The 20,682-nt window shown below is 62.9% G+C and carries 22 protein-coding genes; 13 read left to right on the forward strand and 9 right to left on the reverse strand.

What is annotated here, in order from left to right; genetic code table 11:
• Positions 1-10: 10 nt before the first annotated feature.
• A complete protein-coding gene (locus AC0L2U_RS00105) occupies positions 11-949 on the reverse strand; it encodes an NAD(P)-dependent oxidoreductase (protein ID WP_127331723.1) in 939 nt (312 codons plus the stop codon).
• 118 nt (positions 950-1,067) lie between these two features.
• Here AC0L2U_RS00105 and AC0L2U_RS00110 point away from each other — a divergent pair, with 118 nt between their 5' ends.
• Positions 1,068-1,964, forward strand: coding sequence for an NAD-dependent epimerase/dehydratase family protein (locus AC0L2U_RS00110; RefSeq protein ID WP_128288631.1), 897 nt, complete (start codon positions 1,068-1,070; stop codon positions 1,962-1,964).
• 268 nt (positions 1,965-2,232) lie between these two features.
• Complete coding sequence (locus AC0L2U_RS00115; protein WP_023813240.1) at positions 2,233-3,009, forward strand: FadR/GntR family transcriptional regulator; 777 nt, start codon at positions 2,233-2,235, stop codon at positions 3,007-3,009.
• A 12-nt stretch (positions 3,010-3,021) separates the two neighbouring features.
• On the opposite strand, the gene AC0L2U_RS00120 is transcribed toward AC0L2U_RS00115, so the two are convergent.
• Entirely contained in the window at positions 3,022-3,312 is a 291-nt protein-coding gene (locus tag AC0L2U_RS00120; RefSeq protein WP_127270870.1) for a DUF3175 domain-containing protein, read from the reverse strand.
• Between the two features lie 171 nt (positions 3,313-3,483).
• Here AC0L2U_RS00120 and AC0L2U_RS00125 point away from each other — a divergent pair, with 171 nt between their 5' ends.
• The 7 genes from AC0L2U_RS00125 to AC0L2U_RS00155 all read left to right on the forward strand — a co-directional run bounded on the left by AC0L2U_RS00125 (position 3,484) and on the right by AC0L2U_RS00155 (position 11,486).
• On the forward strand, positions 3,484-4,713 hold the full coding sequence (locus AC0L2U_RS00125) for an MFS transporter (RefSeq protein WP_127809937.1): 1,230 nt from the start codon (positions 3,484-3,486) through the stop codon (positions 4,711-4,713).
• A gap of 177 nt (positions 4,714-4,890) precedes the next feature.
• Positions 4,891-5,919: an HTH-type transcriptional regulator GntR gene (gene gntR / locus AC0L2U_RS00130; protein ID WP_127396021.1), complete on the forward strand. Its 1,029-nt coding sequence runs from the start codon at positions 4,891-4,893 to the stop codon at positions 5,917-5,919.
• 298 nt (positions 5,920-6,217) lie between these two features.
• Positions 6,218-7,345: a sugar ABC transporter substrate-binding protein gene (locus AC0L2U_RS00135; protein WP_127322625.1), complete on the forward strand. Its 1,128-nt coding sequence runs from the start codon at positions 6,218-6,220 to the stop codon at positions 7,343-7,345.
• An 82-nt stretch (positions 7,346-7,427) separates the two neighbouring features.
• The gene (locus tag AC0L2U_RS00140; RefSeq protein WP_127396020.1) at positions 7,428-8,975 is read left to right on the forward strand and encodes a sugar ABC transporter ATP-binding protein; all 1,548 of its coding nucleotides are present in this window, start codon (positions 7,428-7,430) and stop codon (positions 8,973-8,975) included.
• On the forward strand, positions 8,972-9,952 hold the full coding sequence (locus AC0L2U_RS00145) for an ABC transporter permease (protein WP_128288629.1): 981 nt from the start codon (positions 8,972-8,974) through the stop codon (positions 9,950-9,952). The genes AC0L2U_RS00140 and AC0L2U_RS00145 overlap by 4 nt, the downstream gene beginning before the upstream one ends.
• Entirely contained in the window at positions 9,949-10,935 is a 987-nt protein-coding gene (locus tag AC0L2U_RS00150) for an ABC transporter permease (RefSeq protein WP_128288628.1), read from the forward strand. Before AC0L2U_RS00145 ends, AC0L2U_RS00150 begins: the two co-directional genes overlap by 4 nt.
• A gap of 2 nt (positions 10,936-10,937) precedes the next feature.
• Complete coding sequence (locus AC0L2U_RS00155) at positions 10,938-11,486, forward strand: gluconokinase (protein ID WP_128288627.1); 549 nt, start codon at positions 10,938-10,940, stop codon at positions 11,484-11,486.
• Here the strand turns inward: AC0L2U_RS00155 and AC0L2U_RS00160 are convergent.
• Positions 11,481-12,632, reverse strand: a complete 1,152-nt coding sequence (locus AC0L2U_RS00160; RefSeq protein ID WP_128288626.1) for a hypothetical protein — start codon at positions 12,630-12,632, stop codon at positions 11,481-11,483. The two genes, AC0L2U_RS00155 and AC0L2U_RS00160, sit on opposite strands and share 6 nt — an antisense overlap.
• Before the next feature lie 172 nt (positions 12,633-12,804).
• Entirely contained in the window at positions 12,805-13,710 is a 906-nt protein-coding gene (locus AC0L2U_RS00165) for a LysR family transcriptional regulator (protein WP_127809942.1), read from the reverse strand.
• Between the two features lie 119 nt (positions 13,711-13,829).
• On the opposite strand from AC0L2U_RS00165, the gene AC0L2U_RS00170 reads away from it, so the two are divergent.
• On the forward strand, positions 13,830-14,252 hold the full coding sequence (locus tag AC0L2U_RS00170; RefSeq protein WP_128288625.1) for a DoxX family protein: 423 nt from the start codon (positions 13,830-13,832) through the stop codon (positions 14,250-14,252).
• 43 nt (positions 14,253-14,295) lie between these two features.
• On the forward strand, positions 14,296-15,165 hold the full coding sequence (locus tag AC0L2U_RS00175) for an NmrA family NAD(P)-binding protein (protein WP_473601255.1): 870 nt from the start codon (positions 14,296-14,298) through the stop codon (positions 15,163-15,165).
• Between the two features lie 116 nt (positions 15,166-15,281).
• Here AC0L2U_RS00175 and AC0L2U_RS00180 read toward each other — a convergent pair whose 3' ends face one another.
• Positions 15,282-15,731, reverse strand: a complete 450-nt coding sequence (locus AC0L2U_RS00180) for an RrF2 family transcriptional regulator (protein WP_013530871.1) — start codon at positions 15,729-15,731, stop codon at positions 15,282-15,284.
• Positions 15,732-15,988: 257 nt separating this feature from the next.
• Entirely contained in the window at positions 15,989-16,975 is a 987-nt protein-coding gene (locus AC0L2U_RS00185) for a sulfate ABC transporter substrate-binding protein (protein ID WP_127271870.1), read from the reverse strand.
• A 228-nt stretch (positions 16,976-17,203) separates the two neighbouring features.
• On the opposite strand from AC0L2U_RS00185, the gene AC0L2U_RS00190 reads away from it, so the two are divergent.
• Together AC0L2U_RS00190 and AC0L2U_RS00195 are read left to right on the forward strand one after the other, a co-directional pair.
• Positions 17,204-17,476 (forward strand): antitoxin, encoded by a 273-nt coding sequence (locus AC0L2U_RS00190; RefSeq protein ID WP_127271402.1) that lies wholly within the window; start codon positions 17,204-17,206, stop codon positions 17,474-17,476.
• On the forward strand, positions 17,477-17,875 hold the full coding sequence (locus tag AC0L2U_RS00195; protein WP_127809945.1) for a type II toxin-antitoxin system VapC family toxin: 399 nt from the start codon (positions 17,477-17,479) through the stop codon (positions 17,873-17,875).
• Positions 17,876-17,890: 15 nt separating this feature from the next.
• Here AC0L2U_RS00195 and AC0L2U_RS00200 read toward each other — a convergent pair whose 3' ends face one another.
• Genes AC0L2U_RS00200 through cysT form a run of 3 tightly spaced genes read right to left on the reverse strand, consistent with a single transcriptional unit; the run spans position 17,891 to position 20,673 of the window.
• A complete protein-coding gene (locus tag AC0L2U_RS00200; RefSeq protein WP_127381770.1) occupies positions 17,891-18,931 on the reverse strand; it encodes a sulfate/molybdate ABC transporter ATP-binding protein in 1,041 nt (346 codons plus the stop codon).
• A gap of 13 nt (positions 18,932-18,944) precedes the next feature.
• Positions 18,945-19,829 carry a sulfate ABC transporter permease subunit CysW gene (cysW, locus tag AC0L2U_RS00205; protein ID WP_127809946.1) on the reverse strand — a complete coding sequence of 295 codons (885 nt, stop codon included), beginning with the start codon at positions 19,827-19,829 and terminating at the stop codon, positions 18,945-18,947.
• Positions 19,822-20,673 carry a sulfate ABC transporter permease subunit CysT gene (gene cysT / locus AC0L2U_RS00210; RefSeq protein ID WP_013530875.1) on the reverse strand — a complete coding sequence of 284 codons (852 nt, stop codon included), beginning with the start codon at positions 20,671-20,673 and terminating at the stop codon, positions 19,822-19,824. Before cysT ends, cysW begins: the two co-directional genes overlap by 8 nt.
• Positions 20,674-20,682: the final 9 nt, after the last annotated feature.

Genomic DNA, 20,682 nt, shown 5'->3' on the forward strand with positions numbered 1-20,682 from the left:
GGGTAATCGGTCAAATGGTCTGCTTCTTGCCATCCTTCATCGGCATCAGGTCGACACCGTTCACCCCAGCGATATGCGTAGCCAGCATCGGCACGAATTGCTCGGCCGGCCCGGTTGCATGGGCACCGGCGAAGGAGTTCTTGGTGGCGTTGCCGAGCGGATTGGCAATACCGGCCGCACCCGCCATCGATTCCAGATAGGTCAGGTCTTTGAAGGCATTGGCGATGGTGAATTTGTGCGCGTCGCGGTCACCTTCCAGCGTCCAGCGCATGAAGGTCTGGTAGAAGCCGCAATCCATGCGGCCATTGCGAATGACGCTGTCGAAGCGCGGCGGCGAGATGCCGACCTTCTCAGCCAGCGCCAGCGCCTCGGAATAGATCGCGGCGTAGCCGAGCGAGATGAAATTGTTGAGCAGCTTCATGCGATGGCCGTCGCCGGTGTCGCCGATATGGACGATGCGGCCGGCCCAGGTTTCGATCACCGGCTTCACCCTGGCAAAGAGGGCGTCCGGCGCGCCGACCATGGCGTCGAGCGTGCCTTCCCAGGCTTCCTTCGGCGTGCGGCTGAGCGGCGCGTCGACAAAATCGATTCCGAGCGCCTTGAGTTCCGCTGCCAGCGCCACCGTCGAGACCGGATCGGAGGTCGAGCAGTCGACGACGACCGAGCCCTTTTTCAAGCCCTCCTTGAGGCCGCCGGGGCCGCGAATGATGGCTTCGACCTCGCGCGAACCGGTGACGCAGATGAAGACGATATCAGATGCCGCCGCCACATCGCGCGAGGTCGATGCTTCCGTGGCGCCGCGGCCAAGCAGGTCTTCCGCCGGTTTGCGGTTCTTGCGGCCGAGGAAGGTCAGGCTGTAGCCCTTGTCGACGATGTTCTTGGCGATCCCGTGGCCCATAAGGCCAAGCCCGATGAAGCCGATCTTTTCGCTCGCGGCAGTCGTGTTCATGTCTTCAAGTCCTGTTGCAATGATTGATGTCAGGCGCTGCCGTTTTGCAGGCGAGGTGGTTGCGGATGGCGATATTGTCTGACAATACACATAAATTCCTGAGGATGTGGAGAGCAAAATGACGAAGCGGATCATGTTCACCGGCGGCAGCGGCAAGGCCGGACGCCATGTCGTCCAATATCTGGTCGAGCAAGGCTGCCAGGTGCTCAACATCGACACCAAGCCGCTCGACAATCCCAAGGTGCGCACGCTGATCACCGACATCACCGACAGCGGGCAGGTGTTCAACGCACTGTCGAGCTATATGGGCCTGCATGAATTCGACCCCTCGCTGCGCCCGCAGCCGGTCGATGCGGTGGTGCATTTCGCTGCCATCCCGCGCATCATGATCACCACCGACAACGAGGTGTTTCGCATCAATGCGCTCGGCACCTACAATGTCATCGAGGCGGCGGTGAAGCTCGGTATCCGCAAAATTATCATCGCCTCCAGCGAGACGACCTATGGGCTTGTGTTCGCCAACGAGCCGCGCGATCCCAAATATTTCCCTCTCGACGAGGAGTATGATGTCGATCCGATGGACAGCTATGCTTTGTCCAAGGTCGTCAACGAGAAAACGGCGCGGGCCTTTGCGCAACGCAACGGCACCGACATCTACGCCCTGCGCATCGGCAACGTCATCGAGCCGCACGAATATTCGCTGTTTCCGAAATGGTTCGCCGATCCGGGTTTCCGCAAGCGCATCGCCTGGAGCTATGTCGACGCGCGCGACCTCGGCCAGATCACGCTGCGCGCCATCGAGAAGGACGGGCTCGGCTATCAGGTGTTCAACGCGGCCAATGACGACACCTCGTCCGACCTGCCGACCGCCGAACTCCTGAAGCGGTTCTACCCCGGCGTGCCGGTCAAGGCCGAGCTCGGCGAATACGAGACGCTGCTCTCCAACCGCAAGGCGCGCGACGTGCTGGGCTTCCGCCCGGAGCATAGTTGGCGCAAATACGTCAAACAGGCCTAGGCATGTCGACATTCAGGTGATGCCGGCCTGCGAATGACGGCTTTCTGCGCTTCCCGTTCTACCGCGTTGCGGTAGAACTGTGCTCACGTACCCAAAAGTACGCTGCGCTCCGGTTCTCGAAATCCATCATTCTCGGCTCGGCCTGACTTGAATATCGACATGCCAATCAAGCGGCGGACCGGGGCTGATCTGTGCACAGCGGGCGGCTTTGCGGTGCAAGCCGCTTGCCGCGCTTGACAGCCTGCTTAATACGGACTTTCTGGAACCCATGCGGGACGCGAAGCCGAACAAGGAAAAATCGTTGGGGAAAGCGGCCTCCGGGGACCGTCCGGGCGGCGTTCGCCGCGCGGACGCCGCGCGTATTCCAGGCTCCAGCGTCCACGCCTCGCTGGCCAGCGAAATCGGCCTCAGGATCGTGCGCGGCGACTATCCGCCCGGCACTATCCTGCCCAATGAAGCGAAATGGTCGGAGACCTTCAGCGTCAGCCGCTCGGCGGTGCGCGAAGCCATCAAGATGCTGATGGCCAAGAGCCTTTTGGCCTCACGCCCCAAGATCGGCAGCTGGGTCGAGCCGAAGGAACGCTGGAACCTGCTCGATCGCGATGTGCTTGCCTGGTACGCGACGTCGCCGGACCGCGAAGTGTTCCTCAAGACGGTGCAGGAATTCCGCCACATCATCGAGCCGGAAGCGACCGCCTTTGCCGCCATGCGAAGAACCGACGAGCAGATGGCTGAGATCAGCCTGGCCTGCCGGGAGATGGGAGAGGCGACGAGCCTGCAGGAGCGGACCCGCGCCGACACGCGCTTCCATCTTGCCATCCTGCGGGCTTCGGGCAACGACCTTCTGGTGCCGCTCGGCGTACTGATCGAATCCGCGTTCGATCACCTCTTTGCCTATACGACGCGGGAGATCGACGATCTCAACCACGCGCAGAAGCTGCACGAGGCGATCGAGAAGAACATCCGCCTGCAGCGCCCCGACGCCGCGCGCAATGCAGTGCGCAAACTGCTCGCCAACACAGACGGCGTCATCCGCGCCCGGTAGGGCCGGCCGCCGCTAATCATCCTTGTCACGTCCGAAGGCGCTGCGCAGTTCGTCCTTGGCGTCCTCAAGCACTTTTTTGCGCGCGGCAGGCAAGTTCTTGCCGGCGCGGTTGATGTAAAAATTCAGCATCGACATGGCGGATTGGAAAGGCTCGGCCTTGCGCCTGTGGCTGTGTTCGGCGGATCGTTTCAGCGAGCCGGCGATCTTCCTGGCGTCGTCGGATTCGAAGACGTGATCCTCAAGATCCATTGCGTTGCTGTGCTCGGTCACCTCGGCCGACCATTTTTTCCTGGTGGCGGTCATCGCTGGACTCCTTTGCAGGGTGGGTTGCCGTGAAAACTCTGCACATCGGCATCGGTTCCGGCCTGGCTCTGGAGCCACGGATTTGCCCGCTGTGGCGCTGCTGCGGCCTGAGAATGCGCCGATAGTGGCGCAAACGGCAGCCGATCTCCGAGACCGCCGACAGGAAACGCCTTGACCCGAACCGACAGCATCCAGCCCGGCCCCGGCATCGACAGCTCCTATGCCTGGATGCGGCTTGCCATCTCGATGCTGCTGGCGACGATCGGCGCCGTGGGCATGTGGGCTGTCGTCGTCGTGCTGCCCGCGGTGCAGGCCGAGTTCGGCGTCGACCGCGCCGCGGCGTCCATGCCTTACACCGCGACCATGGTCGGTTTCGCCGCCGGCAACGTGCTGGTCGGCCGCGCCATCGACCGGATGGGTTACTGGATCCCGGCGCTGCTCTCTTCGATTGCGCTTTCCGCCGGCCTGCTGCTCGCGGCGCTGTCCACCTCGATCCTGCAATTCACGCTTGCCCAAGGAGTGCTGATCGGTGTCGGCACGTCGGTGATCTTCGGGCCGCTGATCGCCGATATCTCGCACTGGTTCAACCGTCGTCGCGGTGTCGCGGTCACGGCGGCGGCGGCCGGCAATTACCTTGCCGGGGCGTTGTGGCCGACCATCATGCCGACGCTGATGAAGGCGGAAGGCTGGCGCTTCACCTATGCGGCAATCGGCATCTTCTGCCTGGTGACAATGGTGCCGCTGGTGCTGATGCTGCGGCGCGGTGCCCCGGCGGCGGCCGTCGCGGGTTCGCCCGGAAGCCGGTCGGTGCAGCCGATCTCGCTGTCGCCGGCGGCCTTGCAGGTGCTGCTGGTCGTCGCCGGGCTCGGCTGCTGCGTGGCGATGTCGATGCCGCAAGTGCATATCGTCGCCTATTGCATGGATCTCGGCTACGGCGTGGCGCATGGCGCCGACATGCTGTCGATCATGATGGCAGGCGGCGTCGTCAGCCGGCTGGCGTCCGGCTTTCTCGCCGACCGTATCGGCGCTGTGTGGACATTGATGATCGGCTCGGTGCTGCAGTGTCTGTCGCTCCTGTTCTATATCCCGTTCGACGGGCTTGCCTCGCTCTATGTGGTGTCGCTGGTGTTCGGCCTGTCGCAGGGCGGCATCGTGCCTTGCTACGCGATCATCGTGCGCGATTACATGCCGGCCAACGAGGCCGGCCAGCGTATCGGTATCGTCATGATGGCGACCATCTTCGGCATGGCGATCGGCGGCTGGATGTCGGGCTGGATCTACGATTTGACCGGTTCCTACGCCGCCGCATTCCTCAACGGCATCGCGTGGAATTTGCTGAACCTGGTGGCGATCGGGCTGCTGTTCTGGAAGGCACGGCGCAGCACAGCCGTGATGGCGTGAGCTCACCGTGCCCAATGGTCCGGGAGCTGCGCGGCTTGACAACCACCCAAGGCTGCGCGACGCCGGAAGGCGAATGGGTGCGGCAACAGGCCGGTTTGGCATGACGACGGTGGCAAAGACCCTGAATATGGTTCTAAAGGCGCTTGGCTGCACAAGCCAGTCGCCAGGAGTGCGTCCTTGACCAAGCCGCGCTCGCGCCGGGGCGGCGGCCGCCCGACCATCGCGGATGTCGCGCGCAAGGCCGGCGTCGGCGCCATTACCGTGTCGCGCGCCTTGCGCGAGCCGGAGCGTGTCTCCGAAGAATTGCGCCGCCAGATCCAGGCCGCTGTCGACGAACTGGGCTACGTGCCGGACCCGAATGCGCGGGCGCTGGCCTCGGCGCGCGCCGAGGTGTTCGGCGTGCTGGTGCCGTCGCTCACCAACAACGTCTTCGCCGAGGTGGTGCGCGGCATCTATGACAGCCTGTCGGCCAGCCCGTTCCGCATCCAGCTTGGCAACACCCACTATTCCGGCCTCGAGGAAGAGCGGCTGCTGCAGCTGTTCGGTTCGCAGCGGCCAGCTGCGCTGATCGTCGCCGGCATCGATCAGACACCGGCCTCGCGAAAGCTGCTGGAAAGTGCCGGCTGCCCCGTGGTGCAGGTCATGGAAACCGGTCCAGATCCGGTCGACATGATGGTCGGCTTCTCGCATCTCGATGGCGGCAGGGCGGCGACCGAGCATCTGATCGAGGCCGGCTATCGCCGCATCGGCTTCATCGGCGCACGCATGGACCCGCGTTCGCAGCGGCGCCTTGCCGGCTATCGCGCGGCGATGGAGGCCGCGGGCCTGTTCGACCCGCGCCTCGTCACCACCACGCCGGTGCTGTCCAGCGTGTCGCTCGGCCGCGAGATGTTCCGCGACGCGCTGGCCAAGGTGCCGACACTCGACGGTGTCTTCTGCAACAATGACGACATCGCGCTCGGCGTCTTGTTCGAATGCCATCGAGCCTCGATCGCGGTGCCGACGACGATCGGCATCGTCGGTTTCAACGATCTCGACATGATGCAGGTGGCGTTTCCTTCGGTCACCAGCATCCGCACCCATCGTTATGAGATCGGCCGGCGTGCCGTCGCCATGGCGCTGGCGGCGATCGCCGGCAACAGACCGGAGCAACGGATCGTCGACCTCGGTTTCGAGCTCAAGCGCCGCGAGAGCACGGCGCGTTGAAACGCACAGAAGCGACTGTGCGAATGCCGGTTTACACGCCAGTTTGGTAGCGCTACCATCCTTGTTTGACAGGCGCATGTGGGAGAGATAACGCCTGTTTATTATACATAAGCGACAACTGATACTTGTTTATTATGGATAATATGATAGTTTCAGCTTTGCTGACGGGGACAAGGGGAGGAACCGGGTCGGCCATTCACCGACCAATGAAAGCGTGGCCAAGGCAGGAGGTGCCGGGCATCGCGCGAGACTTCGCAAAGTCAAATAACAAACAGAACTGCAATTGGGAGGAATATCGATGATCAAGTCACTTGTTGGTGGCATCGTTGCCGCCACTGCATTCGTCATGTTGAGCTCGTCGGCGATTGCTGCGGGCCCCGAAATCGTCAAGGGTCCAGCGGCCGAGCCGGATTGCTTCGCACCCTGGGCTGCGGATACGCAGTTCTTCAAGTTCCCCAAGAAGGACGGCCCTTACCGCATTGCGCTCGCCAACGGCTATATCGCCAACACGTGGCGTATCCAGATGGTGCAGACTGCGAAGGCCTATGCAGCCCAGAAGGACGTTGCTGCAAAGCTGAAGGAATTCAAGGTCGTCTCGACCGGAGAAGACGTGCCGGCACAGATCTCGGCAATCAATAACTTCATTGATTCCGGCTATGACGCGATCGTGGTCAACGCCCAGAACCCGACCGCTTTCGGGCCGGTGATCAAGCGCGCCAAGGAAGCCGGTGTCATTCTGGTTGCCTTCGACAACATTCTCGACACCAAGGACGCCATCAACGTCAACGTCGACCAGAAAGGTCTTGGCGAGCTGTGGGGCAAATGGTTGGTCACGCATGTGCCGAATGGCGGCAAGGTGCTCGAAGTGCGCGGCGTTGCCGGGACATCGGTCGACACCGACCGCCACAACGGTATCCATGAGGCTCTCGACGCGTCCGGGAAGAAGTGGGAGGTCACCGAGGTGGTCGGCAAATGGGATGACGGCGTGGCGCAAAAGGCCTCGGCCGACGCCATCGCAACCAACGGCCCCTTCGACGGCGTGACCGGACAGGGTGGCGACACCGGCATCGTGCAGGCGATGATCGATGCCAAGCATCCCTTCGTGCCGTTCGGCGGCGAGACCGAGAATGGCTTCCGCAAGTTCTGCGCCGCTCATGCTGCGGACGGGCTGAAATGCTCATCGGCCGGCACCGGTCCGGCCCAGGTGGCGGTTGCCATCAAGACGGCGATTGCCGCACTCGAAGGCAATGTCGTTCCGCAAGCGGTCAAACTGCCGCTGGCGATTGTCGAGGATCCGAACTTCAAAGCCGGTCAGGATTTCTTCCCCGACCAGTCTGACAATTTCTTCGTCGGCAACTCCTTCCCGACCTGCGGCATCAATTTCACGGCGCAGGAAATCATGGGCCAGACCAAGGCGGACCAATAGGCAGCATACAAGGCGCCGCGGGATCTCCCGCGGCGCCGGCCATTCGATATCCCTGGTCGTCAAAAGTGCCTCGGGAGGGCCGATGGACGGTATGGTTCCGCTCTTCCGGATGGAAGGCATATCCAAGCGCTATGGTGGTGTGCGGGCGTTGGAAAAGGCCGAGCTTTCGGTCTCATCCGGCAGCATTCACGCCATTCTCGGCGAAAACGGCGCCGGCAAATCGACGCTGATCAAGGTTATGGCGGGCGTCGTCGCGCCCGACGAAGGGCGCATGACGCTGGATGGACGCGAAGTGACATTCGCCTCGCCAGGCGCGGCCAATAAGGCCGGTATCGTCTGCATCTTCCAGGAACTGTCGCTGGTTCCCGAACTCAGCGTTGCCGACAACATAGTCATTTCCGATCCGCCGAAGCGTTTTGGCATGATCGACCGCAAGGCGCAGCGCCGCATCGCCGAGGAGGCGCTGGCACGCGCGGGCGCCGCCGATATCCACCCGCTGGCGCTGGTCAAGGACCTGCCGCTGTCACGCCGCCAAATGGTCGAGATCGCAAAGGCGCTGGCCAGGAAGCCGCGCATCCTGATCCTCGACGAGGCGACCTCGGCACTGACCGCGACCGACGTTGCCAAGATCTTCAGCGTGCTCAAGCGATTGCGCTCGGAAGGGCTGGCGCTGCTTTACATCTCGCACCGCATGAACGAGATCGCCGAGCTTGCCGACCACTGCACGGTGTTTCGCAACGGCCGCAATGTCGCCAGCTACAAGGCAGGCACAAAGAGCGACAACGAAGTGGTCGAACTGATGATCGGTCGCGAATACAGCCATATCTTTCCGCCCAAGCCGGCGGCGGTGCCTGCCACCGCAGCCCCCAGGTTAGAGGCCCGCAAGCTCTCCTGGGCCGACCGGCTGCACGACATCTCGCTGACCGTCAGGGCAGGTGAGGTGGTCGGCATTGGCGGCCTCGACGGTCAGGGCCAGCGCGAATTGCTGCTCGCCTTCTTCGGCGTGCTGCGGGGCCTCAGCGGCCAGATCCTGATCGACGGCAAGCCGGTGTCGATCACCAGCCCATCCGTTGCGCGCGACGACGGCATCGGCATGGCGCTCATCCCCGAGGACCGCAAGACTGAAGGCCTGATGCTGCCGATGACGGTGCGCGAGAACCTGTCCTTCGCGGCGCTCGACCGGCTGTCGAAAGCCGGCATCATCGATCGCGCCGCCGAGCAGCGGCTGATCGACGACATGGTCGGCCTTTTGGCGATCAAGACGGCAGGCCTCGACATTCCGGTCGGCGCGCTTTCGGGCGGCAACCAGCAGAAAGTGGTCATCGCCAAATGGCTGATGCGCCAGCCGCGCATCATCCTGCTCAACGATCCGACGCGCGGCATCGACGTCGGCACCAAGCAGGAGCTGTACCAGCTGATGCGCAAACTGGCCGACGCGGGTGCTGCGATCCTGTTCTACTCGACCGACTATGATGAACTGATCGGCTGCTGCGATCGCGTGCTGGTGCTCTATGACGGGGCGGTCAAGCGCGAGTTGGTCGGTGCCGAGATCACCGAGCGGGCGCTGATATCAAGCGCGCTCAACATCCATGGCGAGGAGAGCCCGGTGGGCCTGGGAGCAAGCGCGTGAAAGATTGGCGCTACTGGCTGGCCGAGCAGCGCGGAACTCTGCTGGCGCTCGGCATCTTCATCGTCATGTTCGTCATCTACACCTCAAACCATCCGGCGGGCTTCACCGCCAATGTCGTGCAGACGGCGTCGAACAAGGGCGTGCTGCTCGCCTTTGTCGCCATGGCGCAGACGCTGGTGGTGATCACCGCCGGCATCGACTTGTCCGTCGGTATGATCTTCCTGCTCACCAACTGCCTCGCCTCCTGGCTGGTGGTCGGCACGCCGATGCAGACGACGCTCGGTGTCATCGCCGTGCTGGCGGTGGGGCTGCTGTGCGGCGCGATCAACGGCGCCATCGTCATCTATGGCCGGCTGCAGCCGATCGTCGCCACCATTGCCACTGGCGCCGTCTATTACGGCATCGGCCTTTTGCTGCGGCCATTTCCGGGCGGCTCGGTCAATGAGGATCTGGCCGATGCGCTGACCGGCCGTGTGTTCGGCGTGGTGCCGGCGAGCCTGGTCGTCCTGTTCGCCATCGTGCTGGTGATCTGGGTGCCATTCAGCCGCTCGGTACTTGGCCGCGCGGCTTACGCGGCCGGATCATCGGAGACGGCGGCCTACATGTCCGGCGTGCCGATCCGGCGCGGCAAGTTCGCTGCCTACACGCTGGCCGGATTGCTGGCGGCGATCGGCGGCCTGTTTTTGACCTTCTTCACCTATACGGGCGAGGCGGCCTATGCCAGCGGCAATGCCTACACGCTGTTTTCGATCGCCGCCGTGGTGCTCGGCGGCGTCTCGCTGTTCGGGGGCAAGGGCAGCGCTATCGGTGCGATCTTCGGCGCGCTGGCTTTCCGCACCATCGGCGACCTGCTCTTCGTCTTCGATTTCGATCCGCTCTGGCAGCCGCTGTTCCAGGGCGTTATCCTGCTGGTCGCCGTCAGCCTCGGCGCCTTCGCCCTGTTTCGGGTCCGCAACCGGCTGGAGTGGTTCCTGTGAGCGAAACGACACTTGGCGGCATTGCCGGCCGCATGCCCAGATTCATCCGCCGCGCCGATCCGGCGGTGCTGACGGCCTTTGCCTGCATCGTTCTCTTGCTGTTCCTGGGCAGCCTCTATTCCAGAAGCTTCCTGTCGCCTGAATATCTTCTGCAGCAGCTCAAGGTGGCTTCGTTCCTCGGCGTCATCGCAACCGGCATGATGCTGGTCATCCTGCTCGGCCAGATCGACCTGTCGGTGCCATGGGCGGTGGCAGCGGGCGCCATGATGGCCTGCGCTGCGGCGGCGTACGGCCCGGTCGGCGTGGCGCTGGCCATGCCGTTCGGTATTTTCTGCGGCATGCTGATCGGCGTCGTCAACGGCATCGGCGTCGCCTATCTGCGCATCCCCTCGATGATCATCACATTGGCCACCAACGCTGTCGCGCAAGGGCTGATGGTGGTCTACACAGGCGGCTTCTCGCCGCAGGATTCGGCAACGGGCGCGATGCGCTACCTGGCGACCGGCTTCGCCATTCCGGGCGTGCCCAACGCGGTCATCATCTGGGTGCTGATCGGAGCCGCGATGGTGTTCGTGCTGACCCGTACCAGCTTCGGCCGCACCGTCTACGGCATCGGCAACCGCGAACGCGCGGCGTATCTCTCCGGCATCGATACGCGGCGCGTGGTGATGGTCGCCTTCGCCGTCTCCGGCGGGCTCTCGGCTTTCGGCGGCGTGCTTCTGGCTGGCTATGCCTCCAAGGCGGCGCAGTCGATGGGCGACGCTTATCTGCTGCCGTCGATCGCCGCGGTGGTGCTTGGCGGCACCTCGATCCTGGGCGGGCGCGGCTCCTATCTCGGCACGGTCGCCGGTGTCATCCTCATCACGCTGCTGCAGTCCATCCTCTCCGTCATGCAGATGCCGGAGGCGGGGCGGCAGATCATTTACGGCGTCGTCATTGTCGCCATGCTGCTGCTCTACGGCCGCGCGCCGGCAAGCCGCTGACCGTGGACGAAAAGGCAGCACAGGCGCCAGCGGGCGCTCCCGGCTCGGTGCCTCCGGCCATCGTGGTGATGGGCGTCGCCGGCTGCGGCAAGTCGGCCGTCGGTATTGCGCTGGCGGCCGCGCTGGGTGTTACCTTCATCGAGGGCGACAGGCTGCACCCGCCGGAAAACGTCGCACGCATGGCAAGCGGCGAACCGCTTACCGATCAACTGCGCGAAGGCTGGCTCGACGCGATCGGCGAGCGCATCGCGGAGTCTGTGGGCAGCGGACAGGGCGTGGTTGCCGCCTGCTCGGCACTGAAGCGCAGCTACCGCGACCGGCTGAGCAGCTTCTGCCCGGAAATCGTCTTCCTCTATTTGAAGATCGACCCTGCCACGGCCAGGCAGCGTGTCGGCAGCCGCAAAGGCCATTTCATGCCGGCAAGCCTGGTCGACAGCCAGTTCGCCATCCTCGAGCCGCCGGTTGCGGAAGAGCGCGCCTTGACACTCGATGCCACACGTCCGGTCGGTGAGCTCGTCGCTGCCGCGGTCCGCCTGATACGCCGGTCATGAGCCTTCATCCATTCCGATGCCGGTGCTGTCCGGCGCCTCGGTCAGCCGCTGCCGGCGGGACCACGTCAGCATCTGCTCGGGGTAGAGCCTCAGCGCCTCCAGCAAGCGGTCGCGCTTGAGCAGGATGTAGTGCGCCTGCACAGTCATGTTCTTGGCGCCATCCCTGGCCATGTCCGTCGCCGGGGTGACAGACGCCTCCGGCGTCAACTCGGGGCAGAGCACGGCCTGGTACTCGATGAAGGGAACCACTTCGAAGGTCGACATGGCAAACAGGGCGGTTCGGCCCCTGGCGGCAAAATTCGCCGGCGCCGAGGCGAGATGCGTCCAGCCGCTTTCGCCCATGGCTGCCTCGGTGAAAGTCGTGCCGGCATGGACGGTGTTGGTCATCGTCACCACGCCATTCTGCTTCAGGATCTTCTGGATGCGGATGGTGACCTGATAGGCGTCGTCACGATCAAAGACGACCCGGCTTTTCAGGAACCGGTTTTCGACATTGACTAGCGGCGGGTTGAGGAAACGCAGGCCGAACGCGCTTTCGGAAATACCGTGGGTGTTGACGCTCACCTGATGCGCCTCGACACCGGCCTCGTATAGCGCGCGCTTGCCGATGATGGTCTGGGCGGTGAATTGATCGCACCAGAGGATGGCGCCGTGGCCGCGCTGCAAGGCCGACCGCAGCCCCTCCAGTCCCTCCAGCCGGATCGTCGGCGACCAGCGGCCAGCCACCAGATGTGCGGCAAGTTGCAGGCGGCGCCGATGGCGCGCCGCCAGCAATCCCTCGAACAGCTTGCATGTATCGATGCCATCGCCAAGCACCGCGCGTGTCGCGGCCGCGTAGGCCGGGAATTCCTTGCGCATATGGCGCTTGAGGCGAACCCTCGATATGCGGCCGCAGATCGGCGCCCACCAGCGCACCGGCAGCGCCGCTGCCACCACGAGATAGAAGACGGACAGCAGGCCTTCGCGAAGGTCCTTGTTGGAAAAGCGGCGAAACCGGCCGGGGTGAACCAGCTTGCGGCTGAAGAAGCGGACGTCCTCCGCCCGTTCCGGGACGAAGACGTCGGCGATGATTTCAGTGCGGAAACTGGCTGCCGATGGCAGCTTGCGGGCGGCCTTGCGGGATTTTGCGAACCACCAAAGCCTCATCGGTCCAGCCCGTTCTTCGAACCCCGCTTTACTGCGTCGGCTTGGGACGTGCAAGGTCATGTCCGCGCTCAAGACTTCTGCAAATTTCGCTTGCCCTATACCTGGGGGACAGGCGTGTGCAACGCGAGCTGGCGCCCGCGACGCCGGACCGCTGATCGCTGACCGGCAGTCGCTATTCCATATACGGCGTCAGCACATCTTCGATCCATTTCATGAATGCGCGGACTCGGCGCGACAGATTGCTCCGATGTGCAACGACGAGGGATACGGCGAGCGCCCGTCGACGAAAATCGGGTATGATCTCGACAAGCGCTCCACTCTCCAAGTATCGGCCAATGCCCAAAAGTGGCGCCTGAATCACACCAAGGCCGGCGAGGGCGGCGGCTTCGTAGGTCTGCGCGCTGTTGACGTGCAGCGCACCTGGCAACTGAAGCGTCGCGTAGCTGTCGCCGTCCGGATATTCCCATCCATAGGGTCTCGCGCCCAGCACCGTCGAAAAGTGAATTGTCCTATGTTCCTGACGCTGGAGATCTTCCAGCGACCGAGGGACGCCATGGCGCGCCAGATAGGCGGGACTGGCAGCGTTGGCCATGCGCAACAGGCCCAACGGGCGGGCGATCAGCGTTTCGTCGCGAATGGGTCCAAGCCGCAATACACAATCGAACCCCTCTTGAACCAGATCGACTTGCCGGTCCGTACTCGACACCTCCAGCTCCAATTGGGGGTGCGCCGCCATGAAATCCGGCAAGGCCGGCACGATCGTTGTGCGCGCCACTTCGGTCGGAAGGTCGACTCGCAAACGCCCGCGAAGTGCCACGCGATCGCCTGCGAACATCGAGTGCAGATCATCGACTTCAGCGAGCAGATCGCGGGCACGGGCATGAAATGCACGTCCGTCTTCCGTCAACCGCACGCTGCGCGTCGTCCGGTGCAGGAGCCTGACACCGAGATCTTCTTCCAGCTTCCGGACCGCCGTTGAGGCTCTCCCCTTTTGGATGCCAAGGCTGTCGGCTGCGCGGGTGAAGCTCCCCATTTCCGCTACCGTTATGAAAATGAGGATGGGTTCGAGATTTTGTATTTTCGTGCCCCGGTATTGTTCCCCAAAAAGAGAACAGTCGGTTCATTTCCTCGGTGTTTATCACGCCTGAGAGGCACAGTAAGCTTCGAATATGGGATCTCCCCATCGGAGAATGACAAGTGTCCGAAACTGTGAACCCGCATCAGACACCGGGAACTATGACCTTGCATCGCGCCCTGTGGGCCGGCCGGATAATGAGCGCGTTTGTCGTTATCGCTTTGATGGCAGACGGCACTGTTCAGCTTTTCGCGCCGGCACGGGTCGCGAGCATGTTGCAGGAAACCGGGTTCGCGATGGATCTGACGCGCGTCGTGGGTCCGATCATCCTCGCCTGCGCCATCCTCTACGCCATCCCGGTCACCGCCGTCCTCGGCGCGATCCTGGTGACGGGCTTTTTGGGAGGTGCCATCTGCGCCCATCTCCGCATCGGTGAGTTGGGATCGCCGCCGGAAATCATTTCCCTGCTTCTGGGCGCGATGACCTGGGGCGGCCTCTATCTGCGCGATCCCCGTATCCGGGCCATTCTGCCGCTCATCCATTGAACCAACAGGGGCAGTTCTGTCCCTCAACATCAGGAGAAAACACATGTTCTTAGTAATGGGAATCACCGGAAACGTGGGCGGCGCGACGGCAAGGCATTTGCTAGCGCTAGGCAAAAAGGTGCGCGCGCTGGTCCGCGACCGCGAGAAAGCGTTGAGCTGGGCGAACCGGGGCGTGGAGCTGGTTGACGGCGATTGGAATGATTCGGCAACCATCGAGCGGGCGCTCGAAGGCGTCGAAGGCGCGTTCGTCATGCTGCCTCCTGTCTGGGCGCCTTCGCCCGATTACAAGGAAGCAAAGGGCGTCATTGCAAGCTATGTCGAGGCGCTCACCAAGGCAGCGCCGCCGCGAGTGGTTGCGCTTTCGTCGATGGGCGCGAACAGAACCAGCGGGCACGGGGTGATCGCGGCCTTGTCCCTTCTGGAGCAAGGTTTTCGCGACCTGAGATCGCCAGTTGCTTTTGTGCGCGCAGGCGGATTCTTCGAGAATGTTCTTTTCGGGTTGCAGGTCGCGCAGGGCGGAACGCTGCCGGCTTTCTACAATCCGACAAACCGGAAATCGACCATGGTCGCGACGAACGACATCGGCGCGGAATTCGCAACGCTTTTGACCGGGCCAACGTGGTCAGGGCAGCGCATCGTCGAGCTTGGTTCGATGGTCAGCGCGGATGAAGTCGCGGAGCAGTTGGGTGAAGTCCTGAACCTCGACGTGAAAGCCTTTGCAATCCCGCGTGCAGGGTGGGCGGAAGCGCTCGAACAATTCGGCATCCCGAGGGGCCACAGCGGACCTGCCGAAGAAACGTACGAGGCCGTGAATGCAGGATGGATGGACCTCGGTGTGGCGGGTACGGAGCATGTAGCGGGTACGACGTCCGCACGCGCTGTATTCGAGGCTGCGTCAAATGTGAACGGGTAGGCCAAAACTGCATGGGGTTTTCCGTGATTTCGAGCTTCGAAACCCGAGATTCGGAGAACTCCCTCCTTCAACGCACGAATCTCACATCTGTCTGAGCGCGGTCAGCTTGCAGTGGTTTATATCTGCGACGTCAGTTCAACCGGGAAATCGTCATTGTCGGCGTCGCGCATGGCGGCAAGGCTGCGATTGTCCAGCACTTCGGCGATCGCCTGCCGCACCTCCAGCATCATGTGGCGGACCTGGCAGGTCGCCTCGTCGCAATCCTCGCAGCGCTGATACTGCGTGCGGCTGGCGCAAGGGATCGGCGCCAGCGGCCCATCAAGCACGCGCACGACGTGGCCGATCTTGATTTCGGAGGCCGGCCGGGCGAGGCGATAGCCGCCTTCCTTGCCCTTGCGGCTCTGAACGAAGCCGGCATTGCGCAACTCGCCAAGGATGGCATCGAGGAATTTCTTCGGGATGTTGTTGGCCACCGCGATGTCATTGACGAAAGCCAATTGGCCGGCCGGCAGGCCGGACAGATGCACTAGGGCCTTGAGGCCGTATTTGCCTTTTTTCGTCAGCATGCCCAGATCAACCCATTGAAGCCCCAACCACTCGCATCTGGCGACTGTTTGTGTGCAAATAATGACGTTTTCGCCGCGCGATGATGTTTCGCGAAAACAAGCCGCCGGATTGCAGTTAGGCACAAACGCGTTGATTCTTTGTAACGTTTTGCACTGAGAAGGCGGATATTCCGCTGATAACCAGGTTTTCGGCGTTCAAAACGAAAAAAGCCGGCAGGGCGCCGGCTTTTCCGTCAACTGCGCAGATATCGCGGCCTTCAGCGGCTGCCGTAGGTCTGGTCGAGCAGGCCGCCAGCGGCGAAATGCTCTTTCTGCACTTTGTCCCAGCCGCCGAAGACGTCTTCCACCGTCAGCAGCCGGATATCGGGGAAATCGGCCTTGTATTTTGCCGCCACAGCGGCGTCGCGGGCTCTGAGGCCGTTGCGGGCGGCGATGTCCTGGCCCTCCGGCGTGTAGAGGAAGTCGAGATAGGTCTTGGCCAGATCGCGCGTGCCGTGCTCGTCGGCAACCTTGTCGACGATCGCGACGGGGAATTCGGCCAGCAGGCTGACCGTCGGAGTGACCTGCTCGAATTTGCCGTCGCCATACTCCTTGCGGATGCCGCGCGTCTCCGACTCGAAGGTGATCAGCACATCACCGATCTCGCGCTGCACGAAGGTGGTGGTCGCGGCGCGGCCGCCGGTGTCGAAAATCGGCACGTTGTTGAAAAGCTTGGTGATGAACTCCTTCACCTTGGCCTCGTCGCCCTTGAAGGCTTCCTTGGCGTAGGCGGTGGCCGCCAGATAGGTGTAGCGCGCATTGCCGGAGGTTTTCGGATTTGGGAAAATCACCTGCACGTCGTCGCGCACGAGATCGTTCCAGTCCTTGATATGCTTGGGATTGCCCGCGCGGACAAGGAAGGACGGCAGCGAATAGAAGGGCGAGGCGTTGTCGGGAAAATCCTTTTGCCAGTCGGCCGAGACGAGGTCCTTCTTGACCAGGAAGTCGATGTCGGTGACCTGGTTGAAGGTAACGACATCGGCGCCAAGGCCCTCGGCGATGGCACGCGCCTGCGCCGAAGTGCCGGCATGCGACTGATCGACCGTGACGCCCGGATGCTGCGCGATGAAGGCCTTGTTCACCTGCACGAACAGTTCGCGGCCGACGTCATAGGACGCATTGAGGAGTTTGTCGGCCGACCAGGCTTGGGAGGATGCAAGGAACAGGCCTGCGACGGTGGCAAGCCCGAGGAAAAATCGTCTCATGAAAACAGGCTCCGATGCAATTTATGGTGGGACCATAGCCGGGGTGCGTGGTGTGCGACGAGGCATGCGCCGTAGGTTCGTGGCCTCATCGTAGGAAAATATGTCGCCTAAGTCGATGAATGTTGGAATTCTGTTCCAGGAGAATGCTACCTTCGTCGGAGTTTTTCTGCGCCTTGTTTTGCGGCGCTGCATGGCATATACAAAAGGCATATACAAAAGAGCTGCAACATGCCCCAGAGCCGACATTCAACAACGCCGCCCAAGGAGGCGAAGCTGTTTCGCAACAACCGCAGCCAGGCGGTGCGCATTCCTGTCGAGTTCGAGCTTCCCGGCGAAAAAGTCCTGATCAGCCGGGAAGGCGATCGTCTTGTCATCGAGCCGGTTCGCAAACCTGGCCTCACCGCGTTGCTCGCCCAGTGGGCGAAAGAGCCGCCGCTCGATCCTGAAGATGACTTCCCCGAGATCTACGACACGCCAGTCAAATCCGAGGACATTTTCTAGATGCGGTTCATGCTGGATACGAACATTATCAGCGACATGATCCGAAACCCGGCTGGCAAGGCCGCGAGGGCAATGTCGCGCGAGGGAGATGACGCCGTTTGCACCAGCATCGTGGTCGCCTCGGAATTGCGATATGGCTGCGCCAAGAAGGGATCGGCCAAGCTGTTCAAGAAGGTTGAAGACTTGCTGGCCGAGATTCCTGTCTTGCCGCTCGATGTGCCGGTGGATGCCGAGTATGGCGGACTTCGCGCCGAGCTTGAAGCCGCGGGCCAGACCATTGGCCACAACGATCTTTTTATCGCCGCTCATGCCTGTGCATTGGGCACCACGCTGGTGACCGCCAACACGGGAGAGTTCAACCGGATCAGGGGCCTGAAGGTCGAGAACTGGCTGGCGTAGCCATAGACCAGAGGATCAAGCCGCCGGAAAAAGCTTCCAGCGTCCGGGGCGGAACGCCACCCGGCTTTTCTGCGCCGCGGGGTGATCGACCGGCAGTTCGATTTCGACCCGCTGGCGCTCTCCGCCGATCTCAAGCTCGACCCGGCGCGTGCCGGCGACGCGCCGGCTGGCGGCGACCGTGCCGGCGATGCAGCCGCTGCAGCCGTCCAGCAATTCGACATCGTGCGGGCGGAAGTAGAGCGTCGCATCGCCCGAGGGCTCGTTGGGCGCGGCAAGCCCGATCGGACGGTCGGCGAGCCAGATTTCGCCATTCTCGACCTTGACGGGAAGCGAGCTCGATTCACCGATGAAGCCGTAGACGAAGGGCGAGTTCGGCGTGTCGTAGATATCGTCGGCGGTGCCGACCTGCTCGATGCGGCCCTGGCTCATCACGACGACGCGGTCGGCAAGCTCCAGCGCCTCTTCCTGGTCGTGGGTGACGAAGACGGTGGTGTGGCCGGTGGCGTCATGGATTTCGCGCAGCCAGCGGCGCAATTCCCGGCGCACTTGCGCGTCAAGCGCGCCGAACGGCTCGTCGAGCAGCAGCACCTTGGGCTCGATCGCCATGGCGCGGGCTAGCGCCACGCGCTGCCTCTGGCCGCCGGAGAGCTGCGCCGGATAGCGCTTTTCGAGTCCTGAAAGCTGGACGAGGTCCAGAAGCTCGGAGGCGCGACGGCGGATCTCCTGCGCCGGCGGGCGCGACGGTCCGTGCCGGACCTTCAGGCCGAAGCCGATATTGTCCGCCACCGTCATGTGCCGGAACAGCGCATAGTGCTGGAAGACAAAGCCGACATTGCGCTCCTGGATGGACTTGTGCGAGGCGTCCTCGTCGCCGAAGAATATCTTTCCCCGTGTCGGCCGCTCCAGCCCGGCAATCAGCCTGAGCAGCGTCGTCTTGCCGGAACCGGACGGTCCCAGCAACGCGATCAGTTCGCCCGACTTGATGTCGAGCGACACGTCGTGAAGCGCCGGAAACCGGTCAAACTCCTTGCGCACGTTGGCAACGCGAACTTCCATAGTGGTCCCTTTGTCAGTGCCCGCGTGTCGCGGCGATCTCGGCGCCGTAGCGCATCTCGAGAAGTGTTTTCAAGACCAGCGTGACGAGCGCCAGGCCCGCAAGCAATGAAGCGACGGCGAAGGCACCGACGGCGTTGTACTCGTTGTAGAGGATTTCGACATGCAGCGGCATGGTGTTGGTCAGGCCGCGTATGTGGCCCGACACCACCGATACCGCGCCGAACTCGCCCATGGCACGCGCATTGCACAGGAGCACGCCGTAGAGCAGCCCCCATTTGACGTTGGGCAAGGTCACGTACCAGAAGGTCTGCCAGCCATTGGCGCCGAGCGAAAGCGCTGCCTCCTCGTCGCCATTGCCTTGCTCCTGCATCAGCGGGATCAACTCGCGGGCGACGAAGGGGAAGGTGACGAAGATTGTGGCCAGCACGATGCCCGGCACGGCAAACAGGATAACGATGCCATGCGCTTTCAGCCAGGTGCCGAGCAGCCCCTGGGCGCCGAACAGAAGCACATAAACGAGGCCTGATATGACCGGCGAGACCGAGAAGGGGAGGTCGATCAGCGTGGTCAGGAAGGCCTTGCCCTTGAACTCGAACTTGGCGATCGCCCAGGCGGCGGAGATGCCGAAGACGATGTTGAGCGGCACCGAGATCGCCGCCACCAGCAGCGTCAGCCGGATCGCCGAGCGCGTGTCGGCACTGCTGAGCGCTTCGGTGTAGGCACCGATGCCCTTGGCGAAGGCTTCGTTGAAGACGATGATCAGCGGCAAGAGCAGGAAAATGCCGAGGAAGGCGAAGGCGACGGCCATCAGAGCCAGGCGCGCAGGGCGGCTTTCCGTGACCGCCGCCGACTGGCTTTCATGATGCGGTTCGTAGGATTTGATCTCCGGGTCAGCCATAGCGCTTGCGGCTCCATGACTGTGCGAGATTGACGACCAAAAGCATGATGAACGACAGAGCGAGCATGATCGCCGCGATCGCTGTCGCCGCCGGATAATTGTATTCCTCCAACCGAATGACGATCAGCAGGGGTGCGATTTCTGATTTGTAGGGCAAGTTGCCGGCGATGAAGATGACCGAGCCGTATTCGCCGACGCCACGCGCGAAGGCGAGGGCGAAGCCGGTGACGATGGCCGGCGCCAGGCCCGGAAACAGGATGCGGGTGATGATCTGGAAGCGATTGGCGCCAAGCGTGGCGGCGGCTTCCTCCACTTCCTTGTCGATCTCCTCCATGATCGGCTGCACGGTGCGCACGACGAAGGGCAGCCCGATGAAGATCAGCGCGATGACGATACCGAGCGGCGTATAGGCGACCTTGATGCCGAGCGGCATCAGCAATTTGCCGATCCAGCCGTTCGGCGCGTAGAGCGTGGTCAGCGCGATGCCGGCCACAGCCGTCGGCAGGGCGAAGGGCAGGTCGACCATGGCATCGACGATGCGGCGGCCGGGGAAACGGTAGCGCACCAGCACCCATGCGACCAGCGTGCCGAAGACGACGTTGACCGCAGCCGCGACGAAGGCGGTGCCGAAGCTGATTCTCAGCGCATTGATGGTGCGGCGATCGGTGGCGATCGCCCAGAATTCAGGCCAGCCAAGGGCGGCCGAGCGCCAGAGCAGCCCGGATAGCGGGATGAGGATGATGAGGGTGAGGTAGGCAAGCGAGAAGCCGAGCGTCAATCCGAAACCCGGAATTACGCTCGGCTGCCTGAATCGCCACCCCGCCTGGGCGGGTGCTGTGGTCATGTCGTCCTG

The organism is Mesorhizobium sp. WSM4808 (assembly GCF_055811675.1).

What these genes read in the sequence shown, in the direction of transcription:
- AC0L2U_RS00190 (WP_127271402.1), top strand. Translation starts at nt 17,204, where the DNA reads ATGCCCCAGAGCCGACATTCAACAACGCCGCCCAAGGAGGCGAAGCTG.
- AC0L2U_RS00135 (WP_127322625.1), top strand. Translation starts at nt 6,218, where the DNA reads ATGATCAAGTCACTTGTTGGTGGCATCGTTGCCGCCACTGCATTCGTC.
- cysW (WP_127809946.1), bottom strand. Translation starts at nt 19,829, where the DNA reads ATGGCTGACCCGGAGATCAAATCCTACGAACCGCATCATGAAAGCCAG.
- AC0L2U_RS00160 (WP_128288626.1), bottom strand. Translation starts at nt 12,632, where the DNA reads ATGAGGCTTTGGTGGTTCGCAAAATCCCGCAAGGCCGCCCGCAAGCTG.
- AC0L2U_RS00175 (WP_473601255.1), top strand. Translation starts at nt 14,296, where the DNA reads ATGTTCTTAGTAATGGGAATCACCGGAAACGTGGGCGGCGCGACGGCA.
- AC0L2U_RS00115 (WP_023813240.1), top strand. Translation starts at nt 2,233, where the DNA reads ATGCGGGACGCGAAGCCGAACAAGGAAAAATCGTTGGGGAAAGCGGCC.
- AC0L2U_RS00200 (WP_127381770.1), bottom strand. Translation starts at nt 18,931, where the DNA reads ATGGAAGTTCGCGTTGCCAACGTGCGCAAGGAGTTTGACCGGTTTCCG.
- AC0L2U_RS00120 (WP_127270870.1), bottom strand. Translation starts at nt 3,312, where the DNA reads ATGACCGCCACCAGGAAAAAATGGTCGGCCGAGGTGACCGAGCACAGC.
- AC0L2U_RS00110 (WP_128288631.1), top strand. Translation starts at nt 1,068, where the DNA reads ATGACGAAGCGGATCATGTTCACCGGCGGCAGCGGCAAGGCCGGACGC.
- cysT (WP_013530875.1), bottom strand. Translation starts at nt 20,673, where the DNA reads ATGACCACAGCACCCGCCCAGGCGGGGTGGCGATTCAGGCAGCCGAGC.
- AC0L2U_RS00140 (WP_127396020.1), top strand. Translation starts at nt 7,428, where the DNA reads ATGGACGGTATGGTTCCGCTCTTCCGGATGGAAGGCATATCCAAGCGC.
- AC0L2U_RS00105 (WP_127331723.1), bottom strand. Translation starts at nt 949, where the DNA reads ATGAACACGACTGCCGCGAGCGAAAAGATCGGCTTCATCGGGCTTGGC.
- AC0L2U_RS00195 (WP_127809945.1), top strand. Translation starts at nt 17,477, where the DNA reads ATGCGGTTCATGCTGGATACGAACATTATCAGCGACATGATCCGAAAC.
- AC0L2U_RS00185 (WP_127271870.1), bottom strand. Translation starts at nt 16,975, where the DNA reads ATGAGACGATTTTTCCTCGGGCTTGCCACCGTCGCAGGCCTGTTCCTT.
- AC0L2U_RS00180 (WP_013530871.1), bottom strand. Translation starts at nt 15,731, where the DNA reads ATGCTGACGAAAAAAGGCAAATACGGCCTCAAGGCCCTAGTGCATCTG.